The following is a 19,105-nucleotide window of genomic DNA, read 5'->3' as shown; positions in this document are numbered from 1 at the left end:
GCAATATGCGTTGACGGCTGGGGCTTTTGTGGCTAACACTCCGGCCCATGAAAAATCTTAACGTACTTATCGTGGTGGGACGGCGCATGGGCAGGATGGTGTAACCATCCGGCGAAAGCACCCATGCGCTGAACGAGGCTCCTCTAGGGGCCTTTTTTTATGTCTTCAAACAGGCCCTCGGGCTCCTCGATATCCAAAGCCAAAGCGGGATGGAAACAGGCAATGACGGATAAGGACAATACGGAAAACAGCAATCGCATGACAGGTGCGGAGATCGTTTTGCGGGCGCTGAAGGACAACGGCGTCGAGCACATCTTCGGTTATCCCGGCGGCGCCGTACTTCCGATCTATGACGAGATTTTCCAGCAGGAAGACATCCAGCATATTCTCGTGCGCCATGAGCAGGGCGCTGGCCATGCGGCTGAAGGTTATGCCCGCTCGACCGGCAAGGTCGGTGTCATGCTCGTCACCTCAGGTCCCGGCGCGACCAATGCGGTCACCCCGCTGCAGGATGCGCTGATGGATTCCATTCCGCTCGTCTGCCTGTCCGGCCAGGTTCCCACCACGCTGATCGGCTCGGACGCGTTCCAGGAATGCGATACTGTTGGCATCACGCGCCCCTGCACCAAGCACAACTGGCTGGTGAAGGACGTCAACGAACTGGCTGGTATCATCCATGAGGCTTTCCGCATTGCGCAGACCGGACGTCCGGGTCCTGTCGTTGTCGATATCCCGAAGGACATCCAGTTCGCCACCGGCACCTACACGCCGCCTTCCGCCGCCGTCCAGCAGAAGAGCTACAAGCCGAAGGTTCAGGGCGACCTCAACGCCATCCATGCCGCCATCGAACTGATGTCGAAGGCGAAAAAGCCGGTTTTCTACACCGGCGGCGGCGTCATCAATTCCGGCCCGGAAGCAACCCGGTTGCTGCGTGAACTGGTCGAGCTGACCGGCTTCCCGATCACGTCGACATTGATGGGTCTCGGTGCCTATCCGGCGTCCGGCAAGAACTGGCTCGGCATGCTGGGCATGCACGGTTCCTACGAAGCCAACATGACGATGCATGATTGCGACGTTCTCGTCTGCGTCGGCGCGCGTTTCGACGACCGTATTACCGGCCGCATCAACGCTTTCTCGCCGAATTCGAAGAAGATCCATATCGATATCGATCCCTCCTCGATCAACAAGACGGTTCGCGTCGACGTTCCGATCATTGGTGATGTCAGCCATGTCCTCGAAGACATGGTTCGCCTGTGGCGCGCTTTGCCGAAGAAGCCTGAGAAGGCGCAGACGGCGGATTGGTGGGCCCAGATCGAGCGCTGGCGCGCCCGCAACTCCTTCGCCTACAAGAATTCCAACGATGTCATCATGCCGCAATATGCCCTGCAGCGGCTTTATGAGGCATCGAAGGGGCGTGACACCTACATCACGACAGAAGTCGGCCAGCACCAGATGTGGGCGGCGCAGTTTTTTGGCTTCGAGGAGCCGAACCACTGGATGACCTCGGGCGGTCTCGGCACCATGGGTTATGGACTGCCGGCGGCCATCGGGGTTCAGGTCGCGCACCCCGAAGCGCTGGTTATCGACATTGCCGGTGACGCCTCGATCCAGATGTGCATTCAGGAGATGTCCTGCGCCATCCAGTACGGCCTGCCGGTGAAGATCTTCATCCTCAACAACCAGTATATGGGCATGGTGCGCCAGTGGCAGCAGTTGCTGCACGGCAACCGCCTGTCCAACTCCTATACGGAAGCCATGCCCGATTTCGTCAAGCTCGCGGAAGCCTATGGCGCGGTTGGCATGTATTGCGACGACCCGAAGGAACTGGATGACAAGATTGCCGAGATGATCGCGGTCAAGAAGCCGGTCATTTTCGATTGCCGTGTTGCCAATCTCGCCAATTGCTTCCCGATGATTCCGTCTGGTAAGGCTCATAACGAGATGCTGTTGCCGGATGAGGCGACGGATGAAGCAGTTGCCAACGCCATTGACGCCAAGGGCCGTCAGCTAGTCTGAGCGGGGAGAGGAAAAGGACATGAACGCACACCTACAACCCACCGGCTCCGCCTACTTCATCCAGAAGGAAACGGCCGCCGTCGAAAACCACACGCTGTCGGTTCTCGTCAACAACGAGCCGGGCGTTCTCGCCCGGGTCATCGGCCTGTTTTCGGGCCGAGGCTATAACATCGAAAGTCTGACGGTTTCGGAAACCGAGCATGAGGCGCATCTGTCGCGCATCACCATCGTCACGCGCGGCACGCCCATCGTGCTGGAGCAGATCAAGGCGCAGCTGGAACGGATCGTGCCGGTGCACCGGGTTCTCGACCTGACCGTTCGCGCCCGCGAACTGGGGCAGGAGCGGCCGATCGAGCGGGAAGTGGCGCTGATCAAGGTTGCCGGCACCGGTGAAGTCCGTGCCGAGGCGTTGCGGCTTGCCGATGCGTTTCAGGCCAAGGTCGTGGATGCGACGGTGGAGCATTTCATCTTCGAAATCACCGGCAAGTCGTCGAAGATCGACCAGTTCGTGGCGATCATCAAGCCGCTCGGCCTGATCGAAATCTGCCGCACCGGGATCGCGGCGATGAACCGCGGTTCGCAGGGGATGTAATCTCCGTCTTCAGAGCAGATGTTGGAATACAAGCCCGCGGTTCGCCGCGGGTTTTTTTATGGCCTGCTCTTGGCTGATATATATTCAACCATATGGTTGACTTTCTTGAGCGGGAGTCTATATTCAACAACATGGTTGAATTATCCGCTTCACATCTAGACACTGTCTTTCATGCCTTGGGCGACGCCACGCGACGCACGATGCTGCGGGATCTTTCCCGCGGTGAGCGAACGGTGACACAGTTGGCTCAGCCGTTCGACATCTCGCTCGCTGCGGCTTCAAAGCACATCAAGGCGCTGGAAAATGCGGGGCTCATCCGCCGTGAGGTGAGGGGGCGTATCCATGTCTGCCGCCTTGCGCCGGAACGGCTGGAAGAAGCGCATGAATGGCTGGATTTCTACCGGCAGTTCTGGGGCAGCCGCCTCGATATTCTTGAGCAGATGCTCAGGGAGGAAGATCAGGGAAAAACCCCTGCAGATGGAGGAAATGACAATGGCTGATATTGCAATGCCTGACACTTATGGTCGCCTCGTTGAACCGACGACCCTGAAGATCGAGCGGCTGCTGCCGGGGCCGGTCGAACGGGTGTGGGCCTATCTGACGGAAAGCGACCTTCGCCGCCGCTGGCTGGCTTCCGGCGAGATGCGGCTTGCCGCCGGCGCACCATTCGAGCTGGTGTGGCGGAATGATGAACTTTCCAATCCACCCGGACGCCGCCCTGAGGGCTTTTCCGAAGAGCACAGGATGGCTTCCCGCATCATTACGGTTGTTCCGCCGCACCGCCTTGTCTTCACATGGGGCGAGGGTGCCGAGGTTTCCATCGAACTCCAGGCTCTTGGCAAGGACGTGCTCCTGACGCTGATCCATCGCCGGCTGGCGGATCGCACCACAAGGCTCAATGTCAGCGCCGGTTGGCACGTGCACCTTGATGTTCTCGCTGCCCGCCTTCAGGAGGAGGAGCCGGGACCCTTCTGGGAAACATGGCTGGGTTTGAAAGAGGAATATGAGCACCGGATACCTCAATAGGCACGGTGCGTTCTCGTGATGCAACGGCGCGGCTTGCCGCGCCGTTTCGATTGGTCCGCCTGATTTTCCCTAGGCGACAGGGCTGCCTAAGGACTTGGCGTTCACATTCCGATTCAACCGCTTGAGCGATTGATTCAGAAGTGTTTCCTAAACGTTTGATACGTCACAGCATTTCCAGCGCCGTCTTGCGCGTTGGCGGGGAGAAGACAGCGTCCAGTGCGGCCCAGTCCTCCTCGGTTATATCAAGATCGGTCGCGCCGCGATTTTCTTCGACGCGCGCGGCATTCGAGGATTTCGGGATCGCGATGACGCCTTCCCTTTCCAGCAGAAAAGCCAGAGCCAGTTGCGCCGGGGTCGCCTGATAGGCCTTGGCGATGCGTATGAGTTCATGGTTCTTGAGAATACGGCCCTGTTCTATGGGAGAATAGGCCATCAGTGGTACTCCGTTCTGCTGGCACCAGGGCAAAAGCGAAAACTCCGGCCCGCGTCGGGACAGATTGTAAAGTACCTGATTGGCGGCGCAGTTCCTGCCGTCAGGAACAGCGAAAAGCTCTTCCATGTCGTCCGTGTCGAAATTGGAGACGCCCCAGTCGCCGATCTTGCCGTCCATCTTCAGTCTTTCGAAAGCCGCCACGGTTTCTTCGAGTGGGTGCTCTCCGCGCCAGTGCAGCAGATAGAGATCGATGTGGTCGGTGCCGAGCCGGGCGAGGCTGCGCTCGCAGGCGTCAACAGTGCCGGTGGCACTGGCATTCCAAGGATAGACCTTGCTTACCAGAAACACGTCTTCGCGATGATTGACGATAGCCCTGCCGACTATCTCTTCCGATCGGCCGTCCGCGTACATTTCCGCCGTGTCAATCAACGTCATGCCAAGGTCGATGGCCCTTCGGATACTTTCGACCTCCTGCTCGGCGGATGATCTCGTCTCCCCCATGTTCCACGTCCCGAGGCCGAGGGCTGGGACCTCTTTTCCGGATGGGAGGGCAACGTAGGGAATGTCATCATACATCGTTTCGCTCCAGGGTTCTCGGGGGAAGAATAAGCCTTTGTTCCGACTTCTCAACCCGGCACGGACGGGATCGATCCATCAAAAAAATTGACCTCGTCGATCGGTTTGCCGGGCTGGCCTGATGGCGGTCCCGTGGGTAGGGTTGCCTTCACAGGAGAGATCATGACTGCCGAGACATTTATCGCGCTGGTGCTGTTTGCCTTCACCACCTCCATCACGCCCGGTCCGAACAATATGATGCTGTTTGCTTCCGGCGTGAATTTTGGTTTCCGTCGCACCGTCCCGCATATGCTCGGCATCGGTGCGGGCTTTCTTTCGCTGCTGATCGGGGTCGGATTTGGCCTCGGGGCACTGTTGCATTCGGTACCGGCACTTTACACCGGGCTGAAATTTGCGGGTGGGCTTTATCTCGTCTGGATCGCGTGGAAAATCGGAACGTCCCGCAGCCTCCATGAAGGCACGGCGGCTTCGCAGCCGATGAGTTTTCTTGCAGCAGCGGCGTTCCAGTGGGTCAATCCCAAGGCGTGGGTGATGGCGGTTACGGCAATGGCGACATATACGGACGAGACGCAGTATTTCCTTACCGTAATGCTTGTGGGGGTGGCCTTCGCTGCCGTCAATCTTCCCAGTGTTTCCACCTGGGCCGGTTTCGGCTCGGCGCTTCGCGACTGGCTCTCCGTTCCAGTCCGGCTCAAATGGTTCAACATCAGCATGGCCGTGCTTCTCGTCATCAGTCTCTGGCCGATGCTGAAATAACGGCTCCACTCGGCGACCCTATGTCGGGAACTGCCGGTAACATTCCTCGGCGATCGCCTGTACCTCGGCTCGCGTCAGTTCCGCGGAGACGGCGTAACCCAGCTCGTTGTCGATCCAGTAGAAGGTCTCGATTCCGTCGGCGCTGGCCATGCGGAAACTGGTGGTGCGGTTTTCCTCGTTGTGGCCTATCAGCACCGTCACCCGCCTGCCGGTCCTGTCCTGGTACATCAACATCGCACCCGGCTTGCCGCTGACGGGGATAAGACGCCCACCGACGAGGTCATATCCAATCTTCGAAAGATCGGGAATCGCGAAGGGGTAGCCGAGCCGCTTGCCAAGCCAGGTTGCCAGATGCTGCTGTTCCCCGGCCCCCACCTCTACGGGATGACGCACTTCGCTCGCGTAGATGAGATAAGCGGATTTCGCCTGGGCAGGAATGTCCGTCGTCAGCGATGCCAGCACCACATCCTGCGGCGTGGAAACGGACCAAGGCAGAAGCCTGCCGGCTGCCGCGCCCGCCGTGAAGATCAGGAAGGCTGCCGCGGTTCGCAGGAGAAGGGGTTTAAGCCGCCAGGCGCGTGCGACCTTTTCGCGAATCAGCATCGATGCGTCACGCGGATGTGCGGCGGCATAGGAGGCGAAGGCATTTCTCAGGCTGTCGGCCTGTCTCTTCCAGTCTTCCACCCGGCTCTGCTCTTCCGGTCTTTCCGCGAGCCATGCCTCGACAGCCGCGCGGTCATCGTCGGAGAGAAGCCCGTCGACATAGGCGTGCAGGTCGTCTTCGGTTATGGCATCAGCCCGTTTCATCGTGGTCTCCGCAGGGGAATGATATTATCCGCCGCCAGATGCTGGCGAAGGGTTTCGCGGGCGCGGGACAGTCTGGACATGACGGTGCCGACCGGGATCGATAATGTCTCCGCCGCCTCCTGATAACTGTAGCCTTCCACCGTCACCAGCATCAGTACGGCGCGCATCTCAGGCGAAAGCAGCGCAAGCGCGCCATGCAGGCGGTCGTTCTCCAGCGTATCGCCCAGCGTTTCGGCAGCGGCGATCGTTTCATCGAGACTTTCCGAAGGATGCCGTTTCTCTGTCCGGTGGCGGTTGCGATAAAGATTCGTCATTATCGTGTAGGCCCATGATTTCAAACCGGTTCCGCGCCATGTTGCTTTATTGGCCAGCGCCTTCTCGACGCAGTCCTGCAACAGGTCCTCTCCATCGGTATCTGAGCGCGAAAGGCTGCGGGAATAACGGCGCAGCATCGGTATCAGGGCCAGCATCTCCGCTTCGAAGCTGCCGGCCGCGGGGGACTGTCTCCCCCGCGTCGCAGCTTCCATCTCGTCAGGGTTTTGCTGCATCCCACACACCGTTCACGCCGTCGCCGGTGGCATCGCCCTTCTTGGTGTCCTTGATCCAGTAATAGAGCGGCATGCCGTCCTTCGCCCATTGCTTCTTGCCGTCCTTACGCGTCACGATGGAGTAAGCCCCTTCGGCTTTCGCATTCTCCGCAGCGAAGAAGGGCGGCCAGTTCGTGGCGCATTTGTCATAACAATTGGATACGCCCTTCTTGTCGTTCTTGAAAGTGTAGAGCGTCATGCCTTTTTCACCTGCGAGCACATTGCCTTTTGCGGTCTTGACCGTTTCGACCGCCGGGGCGGCATAGGCTGTTCCGGCAAAGGCCAGAACGAGGGCGGGGACGATGAAGCGGATTTTCATGGACATATCCTCCTTGGTTCGGGCGGGCTCGAGCCGCCGGCACAACAAGAGACACCGCTGGTCCGTGATTTATTCCCTTCGCAAAATATTTTTTTCAGCAGCCTGATGACGAACGGGGAAAACCGGTCGTAAACCTGCGCTTCAGCGCTCACGATATTCATCTTTCGTTCTTTTTCTGTTGCGTACCGGGCTCGAATCCTGCGATGAGGGCGCATGTTATTTTCACCGCAACAGGACGAAGCGCTCAAGGCTGTTTCCCGCTGGCTCAAGGAAGGCCGGTCGCCGGTTTTCCGGCTGTTCGGCTATGCCGGAACCGGCAAGACCACGCTTGCCAAGCATTTTGCGGAAAACGTCGATGGAGAGGTGCTGTTTGCGGCCTTCACCGGCAAGGCGGCGCAGGTGCTGCGTTCGCGCGGCGCGACCAATGCCCGCACCATCCACTCCCTGATCTACCGCCCGCGCGGAGAGGAGACGGTGGAAGACGAAGAAACCGGCAAGACCTCGATTGCCCCGATGTTCTCCATCAACCGCCAGAGCCCGCTCGCCAAGGCGGCGCTCATCATCATCGATGAATGTTCGATGGTAGACGAACAGCTTGGCAAGGATCTGATGAGTTTCGGCACGCCGATCCTCGTGCTCGGCGATCCCGGCCAGCTGCCGCCGGTTTCGGGCGGAGGCTTCTTTACCGAGCAGGAGCCGGATTATCTGCTGTCGGAAATCCATCGCCAGGCGAAGGACAATCCCATCATCCATCTTGCCATGGATGTGCGGGAAGGCCGGGAGATCATGCGCGGCGATTATGGTTCCGCGCAGGTGATCTCCAAATCCGAGGTGACGCAGTCGCTGGTGCTCGATGCCGATCAGGTGCTGGTTGGCACCAACCGCACCCGCCGCCGCTACAATCAACGTCTTCGCGAGCTAAAGGGTTTTACCGCCGATTATCCGCAATCGGGCGACAAGCTGGTCTGCCTTCGCAACGATCCGGCCAAGGGCCTGCTCAACGGCTCGCTGTGGCAGGTGATGAGTTCGTCGCGCGAGACGGTGAAGCCTGGCATCAACCTGATGATCCGGCCTGAAGACGACGATATGGATCGCGGTGCGGCCAAGATCAAACTGCTGAAGGCGGCCTTCGAGGACGTGGAGACCGAAATTCCGTGGTCCACGCGCAAGCGTTATGACGAATTCGATTTCGGCTATGCGTTGACGGTGCACAAGGCCCAGGGTTCGCAATGGAATAACGTGGTTCTCTTCGATGAGAGTTATGCGTTCCGGGACTCGCGCGAGAGGTGGCTTTACACCGCCATTACCCGCGCGGCTGAGACCCTGACCATCGTTCGCTGATCCTGATCAGGCGCGGATGACGCCGAGCAGAACCGCCTTGGCCACCGCCTGAAAACGGTTGCTGGCGCTGAACTTGCCGATAATCTTCGCTTCGAGGATGTTAAGCTCGTTTGCCGAAAGGCCAAGGGCGCGGGCGAGCCTGACAGGGGCGTATCCTTCCGCCATGAGTTCGAGACATTTCCGTTCAGGATCGGTCAGCGCGATGTCGTTTGCCTGTCCCCGCTCGGCCGCGTCCGCGCCATCTTCGTCGCTATCGGTGACGAGCAGTTCCTCGATCTGCTGGGCCTGGCGCTGGAGCGTGGAAAGCTCCGCCGTCAACTCTCGCTTTCGCTGCCTTAGTGCGTCGCGAAATATATCGTCTGCCTCTTCCTGTGAGAGAGAACGGACCAGTTTTTCCATGATCTCCGTAATCGAAGCCACGGAAATACCGACTTCGCGGCAAACGTTGATAACGGCCATGCGCTGGACGTTGCGGTGAGAATAGACCCGCATCTGTCCGATGCGTTTAGACGTCAGCAGTGCCTTTTCTTCGTAAAAATGCAGGGTACGGTGGGTCACTCCGAAGATATTGGCCATGTCGGCGATCGGAACCGGTTCCGCGGGCAGCGATGAGGGCAGGCTTATATCCGGTAGAAAGCTGTTGACCCTTAGATTAGGTTTGTCCTCGTCGCCGTGACTTTCGAACGGCATCCGGCCATCCTGCATTGTCTCCCCCTTCGCGCTCTCCGGCAGCGTGTCTGCCTTTTTAAAGGCGTCTGCTGCTTATTCCCCCGCAACAGACCGTTTTTCGATAAAAACATAATGCCAAACGCTACATCAAAACCGGAACGTGTCATGCGCACTTTCGTTCCCGGTATGAGAAAAAATTTATCAGCCTCCTTGCGGTCGGCGTCAACCTGCGTGAAACAGGATGTCAATTCCGAACCGGAGCCCGATGCCATGCCCGCAAAACTCTCTGTCAATCTGAACGCAATTGCCATGTTACGCAACCGCCGCGATCTTCCATGGCCGGATGTCGCGCATTTCGGGCATATTGCACTGGAGGCGGGGGCAAGCGGGCTGACTGTACACCCGCGGCCTGACCAGCGCCATATCCGCTTCTCGGATCTACCGGCCCTGCGCGCGCTGATCGATGACAGGTTTCCCTCCGCGGAGTTCAACATTGAAGGATATCCGAGCGAGGATTTTCTCCTTCTGTGCGAAAAGACCCAGCCCGAACAGGTCACACTCGTACCTGACGATCCGTCGCAGGCAACCTCCGATCACGGCTGGGATTTCCGCGCGCATGCGAAATTTCTAAAGCAGGTCGTCGGACGGCTGAAATCGGGCGGCATGCGGGTGTCGCTTTTCGCAGATGGCGACGGCGAACGCGAGCCGGTGGAACTGGCGGCTGAGACGGGCGCTGCGCGTATCGAACTTTATACCGGGCCCTATGGCGGCTGTTATGACGATCCGCACAAGGCCGATGTGCTCGTCGAGACGCTTGGGCGGACGGCGGACCATGCTGCGGCGCTCGGGCTTGCCGTCAATGCGGGCCATGATCTCACCGTCGCGAACCTGCCAAAGCTGATGAAACGTATCCCTTATCTGGCCGAGGTCTCAATCGGCCACGGGTTGACGGCGGATGCCCTGGAATATGGCATGGCGGAAACAGTCCGGCGTTTTCGGCAGGCCTGCGGTCAGGCTATTTCATAACCAAAGCCAATTTTTTCGCCTATGTTCTGCCTTGCGCATGCTCCGTGCGCGAGGGCGGCGGGAGATATGTCGGAACCGGTCCCGCCGAACTAGGTTCTGGGTTGAGTATCGGCGTTTCCGATAGTCGGAATTCACTTTCCGGACCGATGCTCGGGCTTTTGAAGGCAGAGACATATGCAAGAACATCATGTTGTCGTCGCGGGTGGAGGCTTCGGCGGTTTGCAGCTGGTACACGGGCTGGAGGGGGCCCCTGTCCGCATCACATTGATCGATCGTCGCAATCATCATCTTTTCCAGCCATTGCTTTATCAGGTTGCGACGACTGCGCTGGCGACATCCGAGATCGCGTGGCCGATCCGTCATCTCTACCGCGATCGCAAGGAGGTCACGACGCTGCTTGCCGAGGTGACCGGCGTGGATCGGGCGGCCCGGACCGTGCATCTCAACACCGGTGAAACGATCCGCTTCGACACTTTGGTGCTCGCGACAGGCGCACGCCACGCCTATTTCGGTCACGATGAGTGGGAGCGTTCCGCGCCGGGTCTCAAGACGCTGGAGGATGCAACGACAATTCGCCGCCGCCTGCTTCTTGCCTTCGAACGGGCCGAACTCGCGACCAGCGAAGAGGAACGACAGGCGCTGCTAACCTTTGTCATCATAGGGGCAGGCCCGACCGGCGTGGAAATGGCAGGCATGATTGCAGAGCTTGCCCATAAGGCGCTGCCGGCGGAATTCCGCAACGTTGACACCCGAAAGACCCGCGTGCTGCTCGTCGAGGCTGGTCCCCGCGTGCTGCCGGTCTTTACGGAGGATCTTTCGGCCTATGCCAAGGAGGCGCTTGAGAAACTTGGCGTCGAGGTTCTGCTCGGAACGCCGGTGACGGCCTGCAGCGACGAGGGCGTGACGGTGGGCGAGACCCATTATCCATGCCGTACGGTCGTCTGGGCCGCCGGCGTGCAGGCTTCTCCCGCGGCCAAATGGCTCAATGCCGCCGCCGACAGGGCAGGGCGGGCCATTGTCGGGCCACAGCTTAATCTGGAAGATGATCCCGATATCTTCGTCATCGGCGATACCGCCGCCGTCAATCAGGAAAACGGCAAGCCGGTGCCGGGTATTGCGCCTGCGGCAAAGCAGCAGGGCGCTTACGTCGCGAAGGTCATCAAGGCGCGGCTTGACGGCAAGCCGTTTCCTTCACCCTTCCGCTACAGCCATCAGGGCAATCTTGCCACGATCGGCAAACGCGCGGCGGTGATCGATTTTGGCCGGTTCAAGCTCAAGGGCGTGCTGGCATGGTGGATATGGGGACTTGCCCATATCTATTTCCTGATCGGAACGCGTTCGCGGCTGGCCGTGGCGTGGAGTTGGCTTTGGATTTACTTGAGTGGCCAGCACAGCGCGCGGCTGATCACCCAGAAAGAAACGCTGAAGGACGAGGCGTGAGGCAAGCGACAAAGAAACGGCGGGAAGCATGGCTTCCCGCCGTTTCCTGTTTCGCCGTTTCCGGACGCATCAAGCGTCGAGCGACGCCATGTCGATGACGAAGCGGTAACGTACGTCGCTCTTCAGCACGCGCTCATAAGCCTCGTTGACGTCCTTGATGTCGATCTTTTCGATTTCGGACACGATGTCGTGCTTGCCGCAGAAATCCAGCATCTCCTGGGTTTCCTTGATAGAGCCGATCATAGAGCCAGCCAGAGAACGGCGGCCGGGGATGACCGAGAAGGCGTGCACGGGGATCGCATGTTCAGGCACACCGAGAAGCACCATGGTGCCATTGACCTTCAACAGGCCGAGATAAGCATTCCAGTCGATTTCCGCCGAAACGGTGCAGAGGATCAGGTCGAAGGTGCCGGCGAGCTTTTCGAAGGTCGAGGCATCGCTGGTGGCATAATATTCCTTCGCGCCAAGCTTAAGGCCGTCTTCCTTCTTGGAGAGTGTCTGCGAAAGCACGGTGATATCCGCGCCCATGGCTGAACCGATCTTCACGCCCATGTGGCCAAGACCGCCCATGCCGACGATAGCCACCTTCTTGCCCGGGCCGGCATTCCAGTGCTGAAGCGGCGAATAAAGCGTGATGCCAGCGCAGAGCAGGGGAGCGGAGGCATCTAGCGGCAGGTTTTCCGGAATGGAGAGGACGTAATCTTCCCGCACGACGATATGGTCGGAGTAACCGCCCTGCGTGGCGGTCTTGCCGTCGCGTTCGACGGAGTTATAGGTCTGCACGAGACCCGGCATGTACTGTTCATTGTCGAGATCGCGCGTGGCGCAACCGACGCAGGAATCGACAAAACAGCCCACGCCGACATGATCACCGACCTTGAATCTGGTGACCTTGGAGCCAACGGCACGGACGACACCGGCGATTTCGTGGCCCGGAACGATCGGGTAGACGGCGTTCTTCCATTCGTTGCGGACGGTATGAATGTCGGAATGGCAGATACCGGCATATTTGATATCGATGACGACGTCGTCATCATTCGGCTCGCGGCGTTCGAAGGTGAACGGGGTAAGCGGCTTCGACGCATCTGTCGCAGCGTAACCTCTTGCAATAGCCATCTGAATATCCTTTCGGGAGTTGGGGACGGCGGAATATGCAATGGAAGAACGAACGGGCGTTAGAGCGATCCTCCTAGCTTTTTGCACGATCCTGCAAAAATATGATGGTGCGCTCTTTGCGCGGGCCGAGAGGCTTTCTAGATAGATGACATCAAACACACCTCTTCCGTCAGTCAAGGGATTTCCCCTATGTCCTTGTCGTTCAATGTCTATCAGGAAATTGCTTCCATCGCCGCGCGGCATGCCACCAGCGACGGCGAGGTGCAGACGGCAATCGGCTCCCTTGGCATCAGCCGGCGTACGACTCCGAGCGCTCCCTGCCACGGCAGTTATCGCCCTTGTCTCGCCATGGTTATCCAGGGATCGAAAAGCGTCCAATTGGGGACGGACACCATCAACTACGGTGCCGGCGATTATCTCCTGACATCGCTTGATCTGCCGGTTGCGTGGCGGGTGGTGGAGGCGAGCAGGGAAGTGCCGCATTTCTGCATCTCGCTTGCCATCGACAGTGAAAAGCTGCTCGATCTCATGCGGCGTGTTCCTATCGATCCGCCGGTGGAGCCGACGAATGCGCAGCGCGGCATCGTGGTCAACACAGCCACGCCGGAACTTCTCGATGCAGCCATCCGCCTGCTGCGCCTGCTCGATCGTCCCGCAGACATTGCCGCCGTGGCGCCGCTGATCGAACAGGAAATCCTCTATCGCATTTTGACCGGACCGGCCGGCGGGCAGCTGATGAACATCATTGCCGCTGGAAGTCACGGCAACCGCATCGCCCGCGCCATCGCATGGCTGCGCGAGAATTTCGCACGCCAGCTTCGCGTCGAAGACCTTGCAGATCACATCGGCATGAGCGTGTCGTCCTTCCATCATCATTTCAAGACGATCACGGCCATGACGCCGGTCCAGTACCAGAAGCAGCTTCGCCTGCATGAGGCGCGGCGGCTCATGCTGCTGGAGCGACTGGATGCCGGCACCGCGGGCCATCGCGTCGGTTATCAGAGCCCTTCGCAGTTTAGCCGCGAATATAGCCGCTTTTACGGGCTGTCGCCGTCACGGGACGTCGATGCATCGCGCGAGATTGCGGCGGGGTAGATTGGGGCTGTGCATTCGTAGCGGGTCGTCGGTGGGTGTGGCTTACCCCCCCTCTGCCTTGCCGGGCATCTCCCCCTCAAGGGGGGAAATCAGCAAGAGGCCCCTTTCGCCACTCCATCCTCGACCGCTGAGATGGTCGAAACCTAGCCGCATATCGATCTCCCCCCTTGAGGGGGAGATGCCCGGCAAGGCAGAGGGGGGGTAAGCCACACCCACCGACGACCCGCTACCACACACAACCGCTTGAAGACGTACCCCGCGTGCTATTCATCCCACGCCGCACCGCGTCAATTCTCATCCCCCTCTAAAGAATCCGCTTGACCGCAACGCCGCCTCCGCTTAAATGGCGCTCGAACCGTACCGTACGGTACATCAATCGAGCCCCTTGGAGTGGAAAGACTTGGCTTCCGACCCGATCACAGCGCAGGAATTTTCGCCGCGCCAGAACGCCGTTCTGGACCAGGCATTGCGTCTATTGGTCGAAGGTGGCGAGAAAGCGCTGACCACATCGGGACTGGCGCGCGCCGCCAACTGTTCCAAGGAAAGCCTTTACAAGTGGTTCGGTGATCGCGATGGCCTGCTGGCAGCGATGATCACCTTTCAGCAGAGCAAGGTCCGCACCTTCGAAAAGGCAGGTGACCGCGTCTCCGCACCGCAGCTTGCCGATCACCTCGAGGTTTTCGCCCATGATCTGCTGGATGTGCTGGCAGGCGACGTGTCATTGGCGCTTAATCGTTTGGCGATAGGGCAGGCGAGCCGGGATGGCTCGAAGCTCGGTGATCTGCTGCTGGAACGTGGTCGTCGCCAGATCGACCGCCGCGCCCGTGGGCTGATCGAGGCAGGTCGCCGTTCCGGTTACCTGCGTTTCGATGATGCGGAAGAGGCATATCGCAGTTTTTACGGCCTTATCGTCTCGGATCTGCATGTGCGCATGCTGCTGGGCGAGGCGCCGGACAAGGATTTTTCTGCCCGGGCGAAGAAGGCTGTCATTGCCTTCCTGACCCTCTACGGCACGGAAAAGGTACATTCGGAACTGGGCGGCAAGGTCGCTTAAGCTTCCGGTTCAGACAACTGAGAGACAAGCATTAGGGAAGGACCATAAAATGCGCGTTTATTATGATCGTGATGCCGATCTCAATCTCATCAAGTCCAAGAATGTCGTCGTCGTCGGTTACGGCTCCCAGGGCCGCGCCCATGCGCTGAACCTCAAGGATTCCGGTGCCAAGAACGTCGTCATCGCTCTCAAGGCCGGTTCTCCGACCGTCAAGAAGGCCGAAGCCGATGGCTTCAAGGTCATGACCGTTGCCGAAGCCGCCAAGTGGGGCGACCTGCTGATGATGGCAACGCCTGACGAACTGCAGGCCGACATCTACAAGGCCGACATTGCCGGCAACATCCGTGATGGCGCAGCGATTGCTTTCGCGCACGGCCTCAATGTTCACTTCGGCCTCATCGAGCCGAAGGCATCGCTCGACGTCGTCATGATCGCACCGAAGGGCCCTGGCCATACGGTTCGCGGCGAATACCAGAAGGGCGGCGGCGTTCCCTGCCTCGTTGCCGTTCACCAGAACGCTTCGGGCAACGCCCTTGAACTCGCTCTCTCCTACGCCTGCGGCGTTGGCGGCGGCCGTTCGGGCATCATCGAGACCAATTTCAAGGAAGAGTGCGAAACCGACCTCTTCGGCGAACAGGTCGTTCTCTGCGGCGGTCTCGTCGAACTGATCCGCGCTGGTTTCGAAACTCTGGTCGAAGCCGGTTACGCACCGGAAATGGCCTATTTCGAGTGCCTGCACGAAGTGAAGCTGATCGTTGACCTGATCTATGAAGGCGGCATCGCCAACATGAACTACTCGATCTCCAACACCGCAGAATGGGGCGAATACGTCACCGGTCCGCGCATCATCACCGCCGACACCAAGGCTGAAATGAAGCGCGTCCTGCACGACATCCAGACCGGCAAGTTCACCTCCGAGTGGATGCAGGAATGGAAGGCCGGCGGCGCTCGCTTCAAGGGCATCCGTCGCAACAACGACAGCCACCAGATCGAAGAAGTCGGCGCGAAGCTCCGCGGCATGATGCCCTGGATCGGCAAGAACAAGCTGGTCGACAAGGCCGTCAACTAAGCTTCATTGCTTGATGAAAATTTTGGAGGCCGGGGCGAAAGCTCCGGCCTTTCGTTTTCGATGTGCCCTCACATGATGGCGTCGTCTTCCTCGACGATAACGGAAACGGGAAAGTGATCGGAAAAACCGCCGAGATTGACATTTTTGACCGCGTCGCCCTTCGACAGGCCGAAGCGGATAGGCCCCTCGTTCTTGCTGTGACTGACCATGGCGGCGATGGCTTCGACTTTTGCGGTTTCTTCCCGCACCTTGAAACCGTTGCTGCCGACAAGAAGTGATCTGGAGACGAGAATCTGGTCGAAGATATTGGCATCGCCGTTAAAGTAGAGCGTGCCATAAATCGTTCGCGCTGAACCGACGGAATCCATCACCGGCTGGCGCAGGTAGTTCCAGGCAAGATTGTAGAACATGGCCGATTGCGAGTTTTCGACATCGTCGCGCTCGCGGGTGGAATTGGCGTGGTAGCGCAGCGAAGCATCGGAAGGATCGTCATTGAAGTCGCCGAAAGCGATGACGGCGATGTTGTTTCCTTTTTCTTCCCTGATGCGCTGGTGCCAATAACCCAGCGTCTCACCGGCGGTCATGCGAAAACCGGCGCTTTCCACTGCGCCGCCGGATCGCGACGGCCAGTGATTGGAAAGCGCGATAAGCTGGCGGCCCCCCTTGGTGATGAAGGTGCACTGGGTAATGTCGCGCGTGCCGGTGCGGCGCATGACGAAATGGCTGAAAATCTCGTTCTCGTTGATCAGCAGCTTTTTGCTGTCGTAGATGAAGGCGGTGTCGATGCCGCGCTGGTCCTTGCTGGAATCGGCGTGCACAACGCGATAGGCTCGCGTGGGCATGAGATCGTTCAGATGTTCCGCCAGCGTCTCCAGCACAAAACGGTTCTCGACTTCGCAGACACCCAGCAGATCCGGTCCCGCGCCGCCGATCTGACTTATGATCAGGCCGAGCTGTTTGACCTTGGTTTTGAACAGGTCTTCGGTCCAGCCTTTCAGATCGTTCTTCAGCCGCTCGGCAATCCACGGCTCGCGCGCCGGATAACCCTCCGGCGCAAACAGGTTTTCGACATTCCAGAATGCCAGGACATATCTTGTCATGATACCTCACCCCTCCGGTTGGTTTTGCGAACCTAGGGGAAGTTTTTGCCACAACAACTTGAAATTGTCATGACGGGTGAGATACCCGGCCCATCTTGTCGTGCGATCTTACTTGCCCGGCGGGATCACGCCCTTCGTCAGCAGAAAACAGCCGTAAAACCGCGTCTCGCCCGTCGTGACGACGCAATAGGCCTGCTTGGCTTTTTCGTAGAAGGCAAAGCGTTCAATGCCGTACATGGGGGCGGACTTTCCTTCCGCCGCGTCGATTTCCCTCTGCACTTCGGCCTGCACCGGTTCCAGTTGATCGGGCGCGCCCATCACTTCCATGCGGCCGACCGAGGGCTGCAGCGGGGTATCGAGCGGCAGGACGGACAGGATCGCTTTCATTGCGCGGGCAGCGGAGACGTTGTCGATGTGAAGAACCTTGCCGACTGTGGTGTGGCGGGCAACAGAGTCGGAGGGGAAATTGGTGTCCGAGATCACCAGCGTGTCGCCGTGACCCATGGCGCGCAGCGCGTGCAGAACGTCGGCATTCAGCGCCGGGTCGATATTCTTCAGCATGTCCTCAAACTCCCATGATGCTTTCGCCGTGTCGTGGCTCGCGTGCAATCCAGCCGGAAAACCCAGTGGCGTCAATCGCAAAGGTGTGATTGTGAAGCTTTGCGCAAGGGTGTATTTGGCTTTGTCCGCGAAATCGGCCTCGATTGAGACCAGTTAAGGGCAATGTGCAGGGAGGCAGAAATAATTCGAAAAACTGATAAGTCAGTATTGCTGACGTATCGACATTTCTGTAAAGATGCACGCATAAAAACGACACAAGAGGAAACGCACCCATGCTCAATTGGGAACAAATTTTCGCCACGCGCTCTTCGCGCATGAAAGCGTCTGAAATCCGCGAACTGCTGAAGCTGCTCGAGCAGCCCGACATCATTTCCTTTGCCGGCGGTATTCCGGACCCCGCTCTTTTCCCAGCAGAGGAGTTTCAGCAGGCTTACGCGGAGATTTTTTCCGGCGCGCAGGTCAATGCCGCGCTGCAATATTCCGTCAGCGAAGGTTACAAGCCGCTGCGCGAATGGCTGGCGGGCGAAATGGACAAGATCGGCATCGAATGCACCGCCGACAACGTCTTCATCGTTTCCGGTTCGCAGCAGGGTCTCGATTATCTCGGCAAGCTGTTCCTGTCGCCAAAGGATACGGCGCTGGTCACCTGGCCGACCTATCTCGGCGCGCTCTCGGCATTCAATGCCTATGAGCCCAACTATGACCAGCTGAACCCCGGCGGTAACCGCACGCCCGAGGCTTACCGCGAAACCGCGGCCAAGCTCGGTGGTTCGGTGAAGTTCGCTTATCTATCGGCTGATTTTTCCAATCCGACCGGCGAAACCGTCGATCTGGCCGGACGGCAAAAGCTCCTGGAGCTTGCTGACGAGCTTGATATCGCCGTCATAGAAGACGCGGCCTATCAGTCGCTGCGTTATGATGGCGAAGCCGTTCCGCCGATCATGGCGCTCGACATTGCCCGTTCGGGCGGCATCGAAAACACCCGCACCATCTATTGCGGCAGCTTCTCGAAGACGCTCGCTCCGGGTCTGCGCGTCGGTTACATCGTCGCTTCCGCCCCTGTCATCCGTAAGCTGGTGCTGATGAAGCAGGCCGCCGACCTGCATTCCTCGACGATCAACCAGATCGCCATCGAACGCGTCGCCTCGCGCGGCTTCGACAAGCAGGTGGCCAAGATCAAGGCAGCCTATAGCGCACGCCGCGATGCGATGCTGGCGGCGCTCGAGAAGTACATGCCGAAGACGACCAGCTGGACGAAGCCGGAAGGCGGCATGTTCATCTGGGTGACGCTGCCTGAGGGCATGGATGGGGCGGCGCTGCTTGCCAAATCCATCGCCACGGAAAAGGTCGCTTTCGTTCCCGGCCGTGCTTTCTTTGCTGATGGTTCGGGCACGAACACGCTGCGCATCAGCTTCTCCTGCGCCAACGAGGCGATGATCGAGGAAGGCATGAAGCGCCTCGGGCGGTTGATTGCGACGGCTCAGGCGGAAACGGCTGAGGTAGTTCCGGCGATTTGAGATGA

Annotated in this window: 20 protein-coding genes; 12 read left to right on the top strand and 8 right to left on the bottom strand. The window is 59.1% G+C overall.

Going from position 1 to position 19,105, the window contains the following annotated elements:
• Window positions 1-222: 222 nt before the first annotated feature.
• The 4 genes from HQN82_RS07965 to HQN82_RS07950 all read left to right on the top strand — a co-directional run bounded on the left by HQN82_RS07965 (window position 223) and on the right by HQN82_RS07950 (window position 3,634).
• Complete coding sequence (locus tag HQN82_RS07965; protein WP_112766551.1) at window positions 223-2,016, top strand: acetolactate synthase 3 large subunit; 1,794 nt, start codon at window positions 223-225, stop codon at window positions 2,014-2,016.
• A 19-nt stretch (window positions 2,017-2,035) separates the two neighbouring features.
• Window positions 2,036-2,608 carry an acetolactate synthase small subunit gene (gene ilvN, locus HQN82_RS07960; RefSeq protein WP_004442728.1) on the top strand — a complete coding sequence of 191 codons (573 nt, stop codon included), beginning with the start codon at window positions 2,036-2,038 and terminating at the stop codon, window positions 2,606-2,608.
• Between the two features lie 131 nt (window positions 2,609-2,739).
• Window positions 2,740-3,108, top strand: coding sequence for an ArsR/SmtB family transcription factor (locus tag HQN82_RS07955; protein ID WP_006697797.1), 369 nt, complete (start codon window positions 2,740-2,742; stop codon window positions 3,106-3,108).
• On the top strand, window positions 3,101-3,634 hold the full coding sequence (locus tag HQN82_RS07950; protein WP_035209722.1) for an SRPBCC family protein: 534 nt from the start codon (window positions 3,101-3,103) through the stop codon (window positions 3,632-3,634). The genes HQN82_RS07955 and HQN82_RS07950 overlap by 8 nt, the downstream gene beginning before the upstream one ends.
• Window positions 3,635-3,797: 163 nt before the next feature.
• On the opposite strand, the gene HQN82_RS07945 is transcribed toward HQN82_RS07950, so the two are convergent.
• Window positions 3,798-4,643, bottom strand: a complete 846-nt coding sequence (locus tag HQN82_RS07945; RefSeq protein ID WP_173614738.1) for an aldo/keto reductase — start codon at window positions 4,641-4,643, stop codon at window positions 3,798-3,800.
• A gap of 162 nt (window positions 4,644-4,805) precedes the next feature.
• Between HQN82_RS07945 and HQN82_RS07940 the strand changes: the two genes are divergently transcribed.
• Window positions 4,806-5,399 (top strand): LysE family translocator, encoded by a 594-nt coding sequence (locus tag HQN82_RS07940; RefSeq protein ID WP_004442723.1) that lies wholly within the window; start codon window positions 4,806-4,808, stop codon window positions 5,397-5,399.
• An 18-nt stretch (window positions 5,400-5,417) separates the two neighbouring features.
• On the opposite strand, the gene HQN82_RS07935 is transcribed toward HQN82_RS07940, so the two are convergent.
• The 3 genes from HQN82_RS07935 to HQN82_RS07925 are packed head-to-tail and all read right to left on the bottom strand — an operon-like array spanning window position 5,418 to window position 7,118.
• Complete coding sequence (locus HQN82_RS07935; RefSeq protein WP_006697800.1) at window positions 5,418-6,206, bottom strand: anti-sigma factor family protein; 789 nt, start codon at window positions 6,204-6,206, stop codon at window positions 5,418-5,420.
• Complete coding sequence (locus HQN82_RS07930) at window positions 6,203-6,754, bottom strand: RNA polymerase sigma factor (RefSeq protein ID WP_004442719.1); 552 nt, start codon at window positions 6,752-6,754, stop codon at window positions 6,203-6,205. The genes HQN82_RS07935 and HQN82_RS07930 overlap by 4 nt, the downstream gene beginning before the upstream one ends.
• A complete protein-coding gene (locus HQN82_RS07925; RefSeq protein ID WP_051634433.1) occupies window positions 6,738-7,118 on the bottom strand; it encodes a COG4315 family predicted lipoprotein in 381 nt (126 codons plus the stop codon). The genes HQN82_RS07930 and HQN82_RS07925 overlap by 17 nt, the downstream gene beginning before the upstream one ends.
• Before the next feature lie 207 nt (window positions 7,119-7,325).
• Here HQN82_RS07925 and HQN82_RS07920 point away from each other — a divergent pair, with 207 nt between their 5' ends.
• Window positions 7,326-8,453, top strand: coding sequence for an ATP-dependent DNA helicase (locus HQN82_RS07920; protein ID WP_004442716.1), 1,128 nt, complete (start codon window positions 7,326-7,328; stop codon window positions 8,451-8,453).
• 6 nt (window positions 8,454-8,459) lie between these two features.
• Here HQN82_RS07920 and HQN82_RS07915 read toward each other — a convergent pair whose 3' ends face one another.
• On the bottom strand, window positions 8,460-9,158 hold the full coding sequence (locus HQN82_RS07915; protein ID WP_072494615.1) for a MerR family transcriptional regulator: 699 nt from the start codon (window positions 9,156-9,158) through the stop codon (window positions 8,460-8,462).
• 234 nt (window positions 9,159-9,392) lie between these two features.
• On the opposite strand from HQN82_RS07915, the gene HQN82_RS07910 reads away from it, so the two are divergent.
• Together HQN82_RS07910 and HQN82_RS07905 are read left to right on the top strand one after the other, a co-directional pair.
• Window positions 9,393-10,148, top strand: a complete 756-nt coding sequence (locus HQN82_RS07910) for a pyridoxine 5'-phosphate synthase (RefSeq protein WP_006697805.1) — start codon at window positions 9,393-9,395, stop codon at window positions 10,146-10,148.
• Window positions 10,149-10,322: 174 nt separating this feature from the next.
• Window positions 10,323-11,588: an NAD(P)/FAD-dependent oxidoreductase gene (locus HQN82_RS07905; protein WP_112766548.1), complete on the top strand. Its 1,266-nt coding sequence runs from the start codon at window positions 10,323-10,325 to the stop codon at window positions 11,586-11,588.
• A 69-nt stretch (window positions 11,589-11,657) separates the two neighbouring features.
• On the opposite strand, the gene HQN82_RS07900 is transcribed toward HQN82_RS07905, so the two are convergent.
• Window positions 11,658-12,704, bottom strand: a complete 1,047-nt coding sequence (locus HQN82_RS07900; protein ID WP_004442709.1) for an NAD(P)-dependent alcohol dehydrogenase — start codon at window positions 12,702-12,704, stop codon at window positions 11,658-11,660.
• A 189-nt stretch (window positions 12,705-12,893) separates the two neighbouring features.
• On the opposite strand from HQN82_RS07900, the gene HQN82_RS07895 reads away from it, so the two are divergent.
• The 3 genes from HQN82_RS07895 (at window position 12,894) to ilvC (ending at window position 15,922) form a co-directional block, all read left to right on the top strand.
• Window positions 12,894-13,799: an AraC family transcriptional regulator gene (locus HQN82_RS07895; RefSeq protein ID WP_004442707.1), complete on the top strand. Its 906-nt coding sequence runs from the start codon at window positions 12,894-12,896 to the stop codon at window positions 13,797-13,799.
• A 400-nt stretch (window positions 13,800-14,199) separates the two neighbouring features.
• Window positions 14,200-14,853 carry a TetR/AcrR family transcriptional regulator gene (locus tag HQN82_RS07890; RefSeq protein WP_004442706.1) on the top strand — a complete coding sequence of 218 codons (654 nt, stop codon included), beginning with the start codon at window positions 14,200-14,202 and terminating at the stop codon, window positions 14,851-14,853.
• A gap of 49 nt (window positions 14,854-14,902) precedes the next feature.
• The gene (gene ilvC, locus HQN82_RS07885) at window positions 14,903-15,922 is read left to right on the top strand and encodes a ketol-acid reductoisomerase (protein WP_003495030.1); all 1,020 of its coding nucleotides are present in this window, start codon (window positions 14,903-14,905) and stop codon (window positions 15,920-15,922) included.
• A gap of 68 nt (window positions 15,923-15,990) precedes the next feature.
• On the opposite strand, the gene HQN82_RS07880 is transcribed toward ilvC, so the two are convergent.
• Entirely contained in the window at window positions 15,991-17,022 is a 1,032-nt protein-coding gene (locus HQN82_RS07880; protein ID WP_112766900.1) for an endonuclease/exonuclease/phosphatase family protein, read from the bottom strand.
• 108 nt (window positions 17,023-17,130) lie between these two features.
• The gene (locus HQN82_RS07875) at window positions 17,131-17,583 is read right to left on the bottom strand and encodes an RbsD/FucU family protein (protein WP_004442699.1); all 453 of its coding nucleotides are present in this window, start codon (window positions 17,581-17,583) and stop codon (window positions 17,131-17,133) included.
• Window positions 17,584-17,855: 272 nt separating this feature from the next.
• Between HQN82_RS07875 and HQN82_RS07870 the strand changes: the two genes are divergently transcribed.
• Window positions 17,856-19,100 carry an aminotransferase-like domain-containing protein gene (locus HQN82_RS07870; RefSeq protein WP_004442697.1) on the top strand — a complete coding sequence of 415 codons (1,245 nt, stop codon included), beginning with the start codon at window positions 17,856-17,858 and terminating at the stop codon, window positions 19,098-19,100.
• The last annotated feature ends 5 nt before the right edge of the window (window positions 19,101-19,105 follow it).

The sequence above is a fragment of the Agrobacterium pusense genome (assembly GCF_013285525.1).
GTDB lineage: Bacteria > Pseudomonadota > Alphaproteobacteria > Rhizobiales > Rhizobiaceae > Agrobacterium > Agrobacterium pusense.
This window is presented reverse-complemented; position numbering and strand designations above follow the sequence as displayed.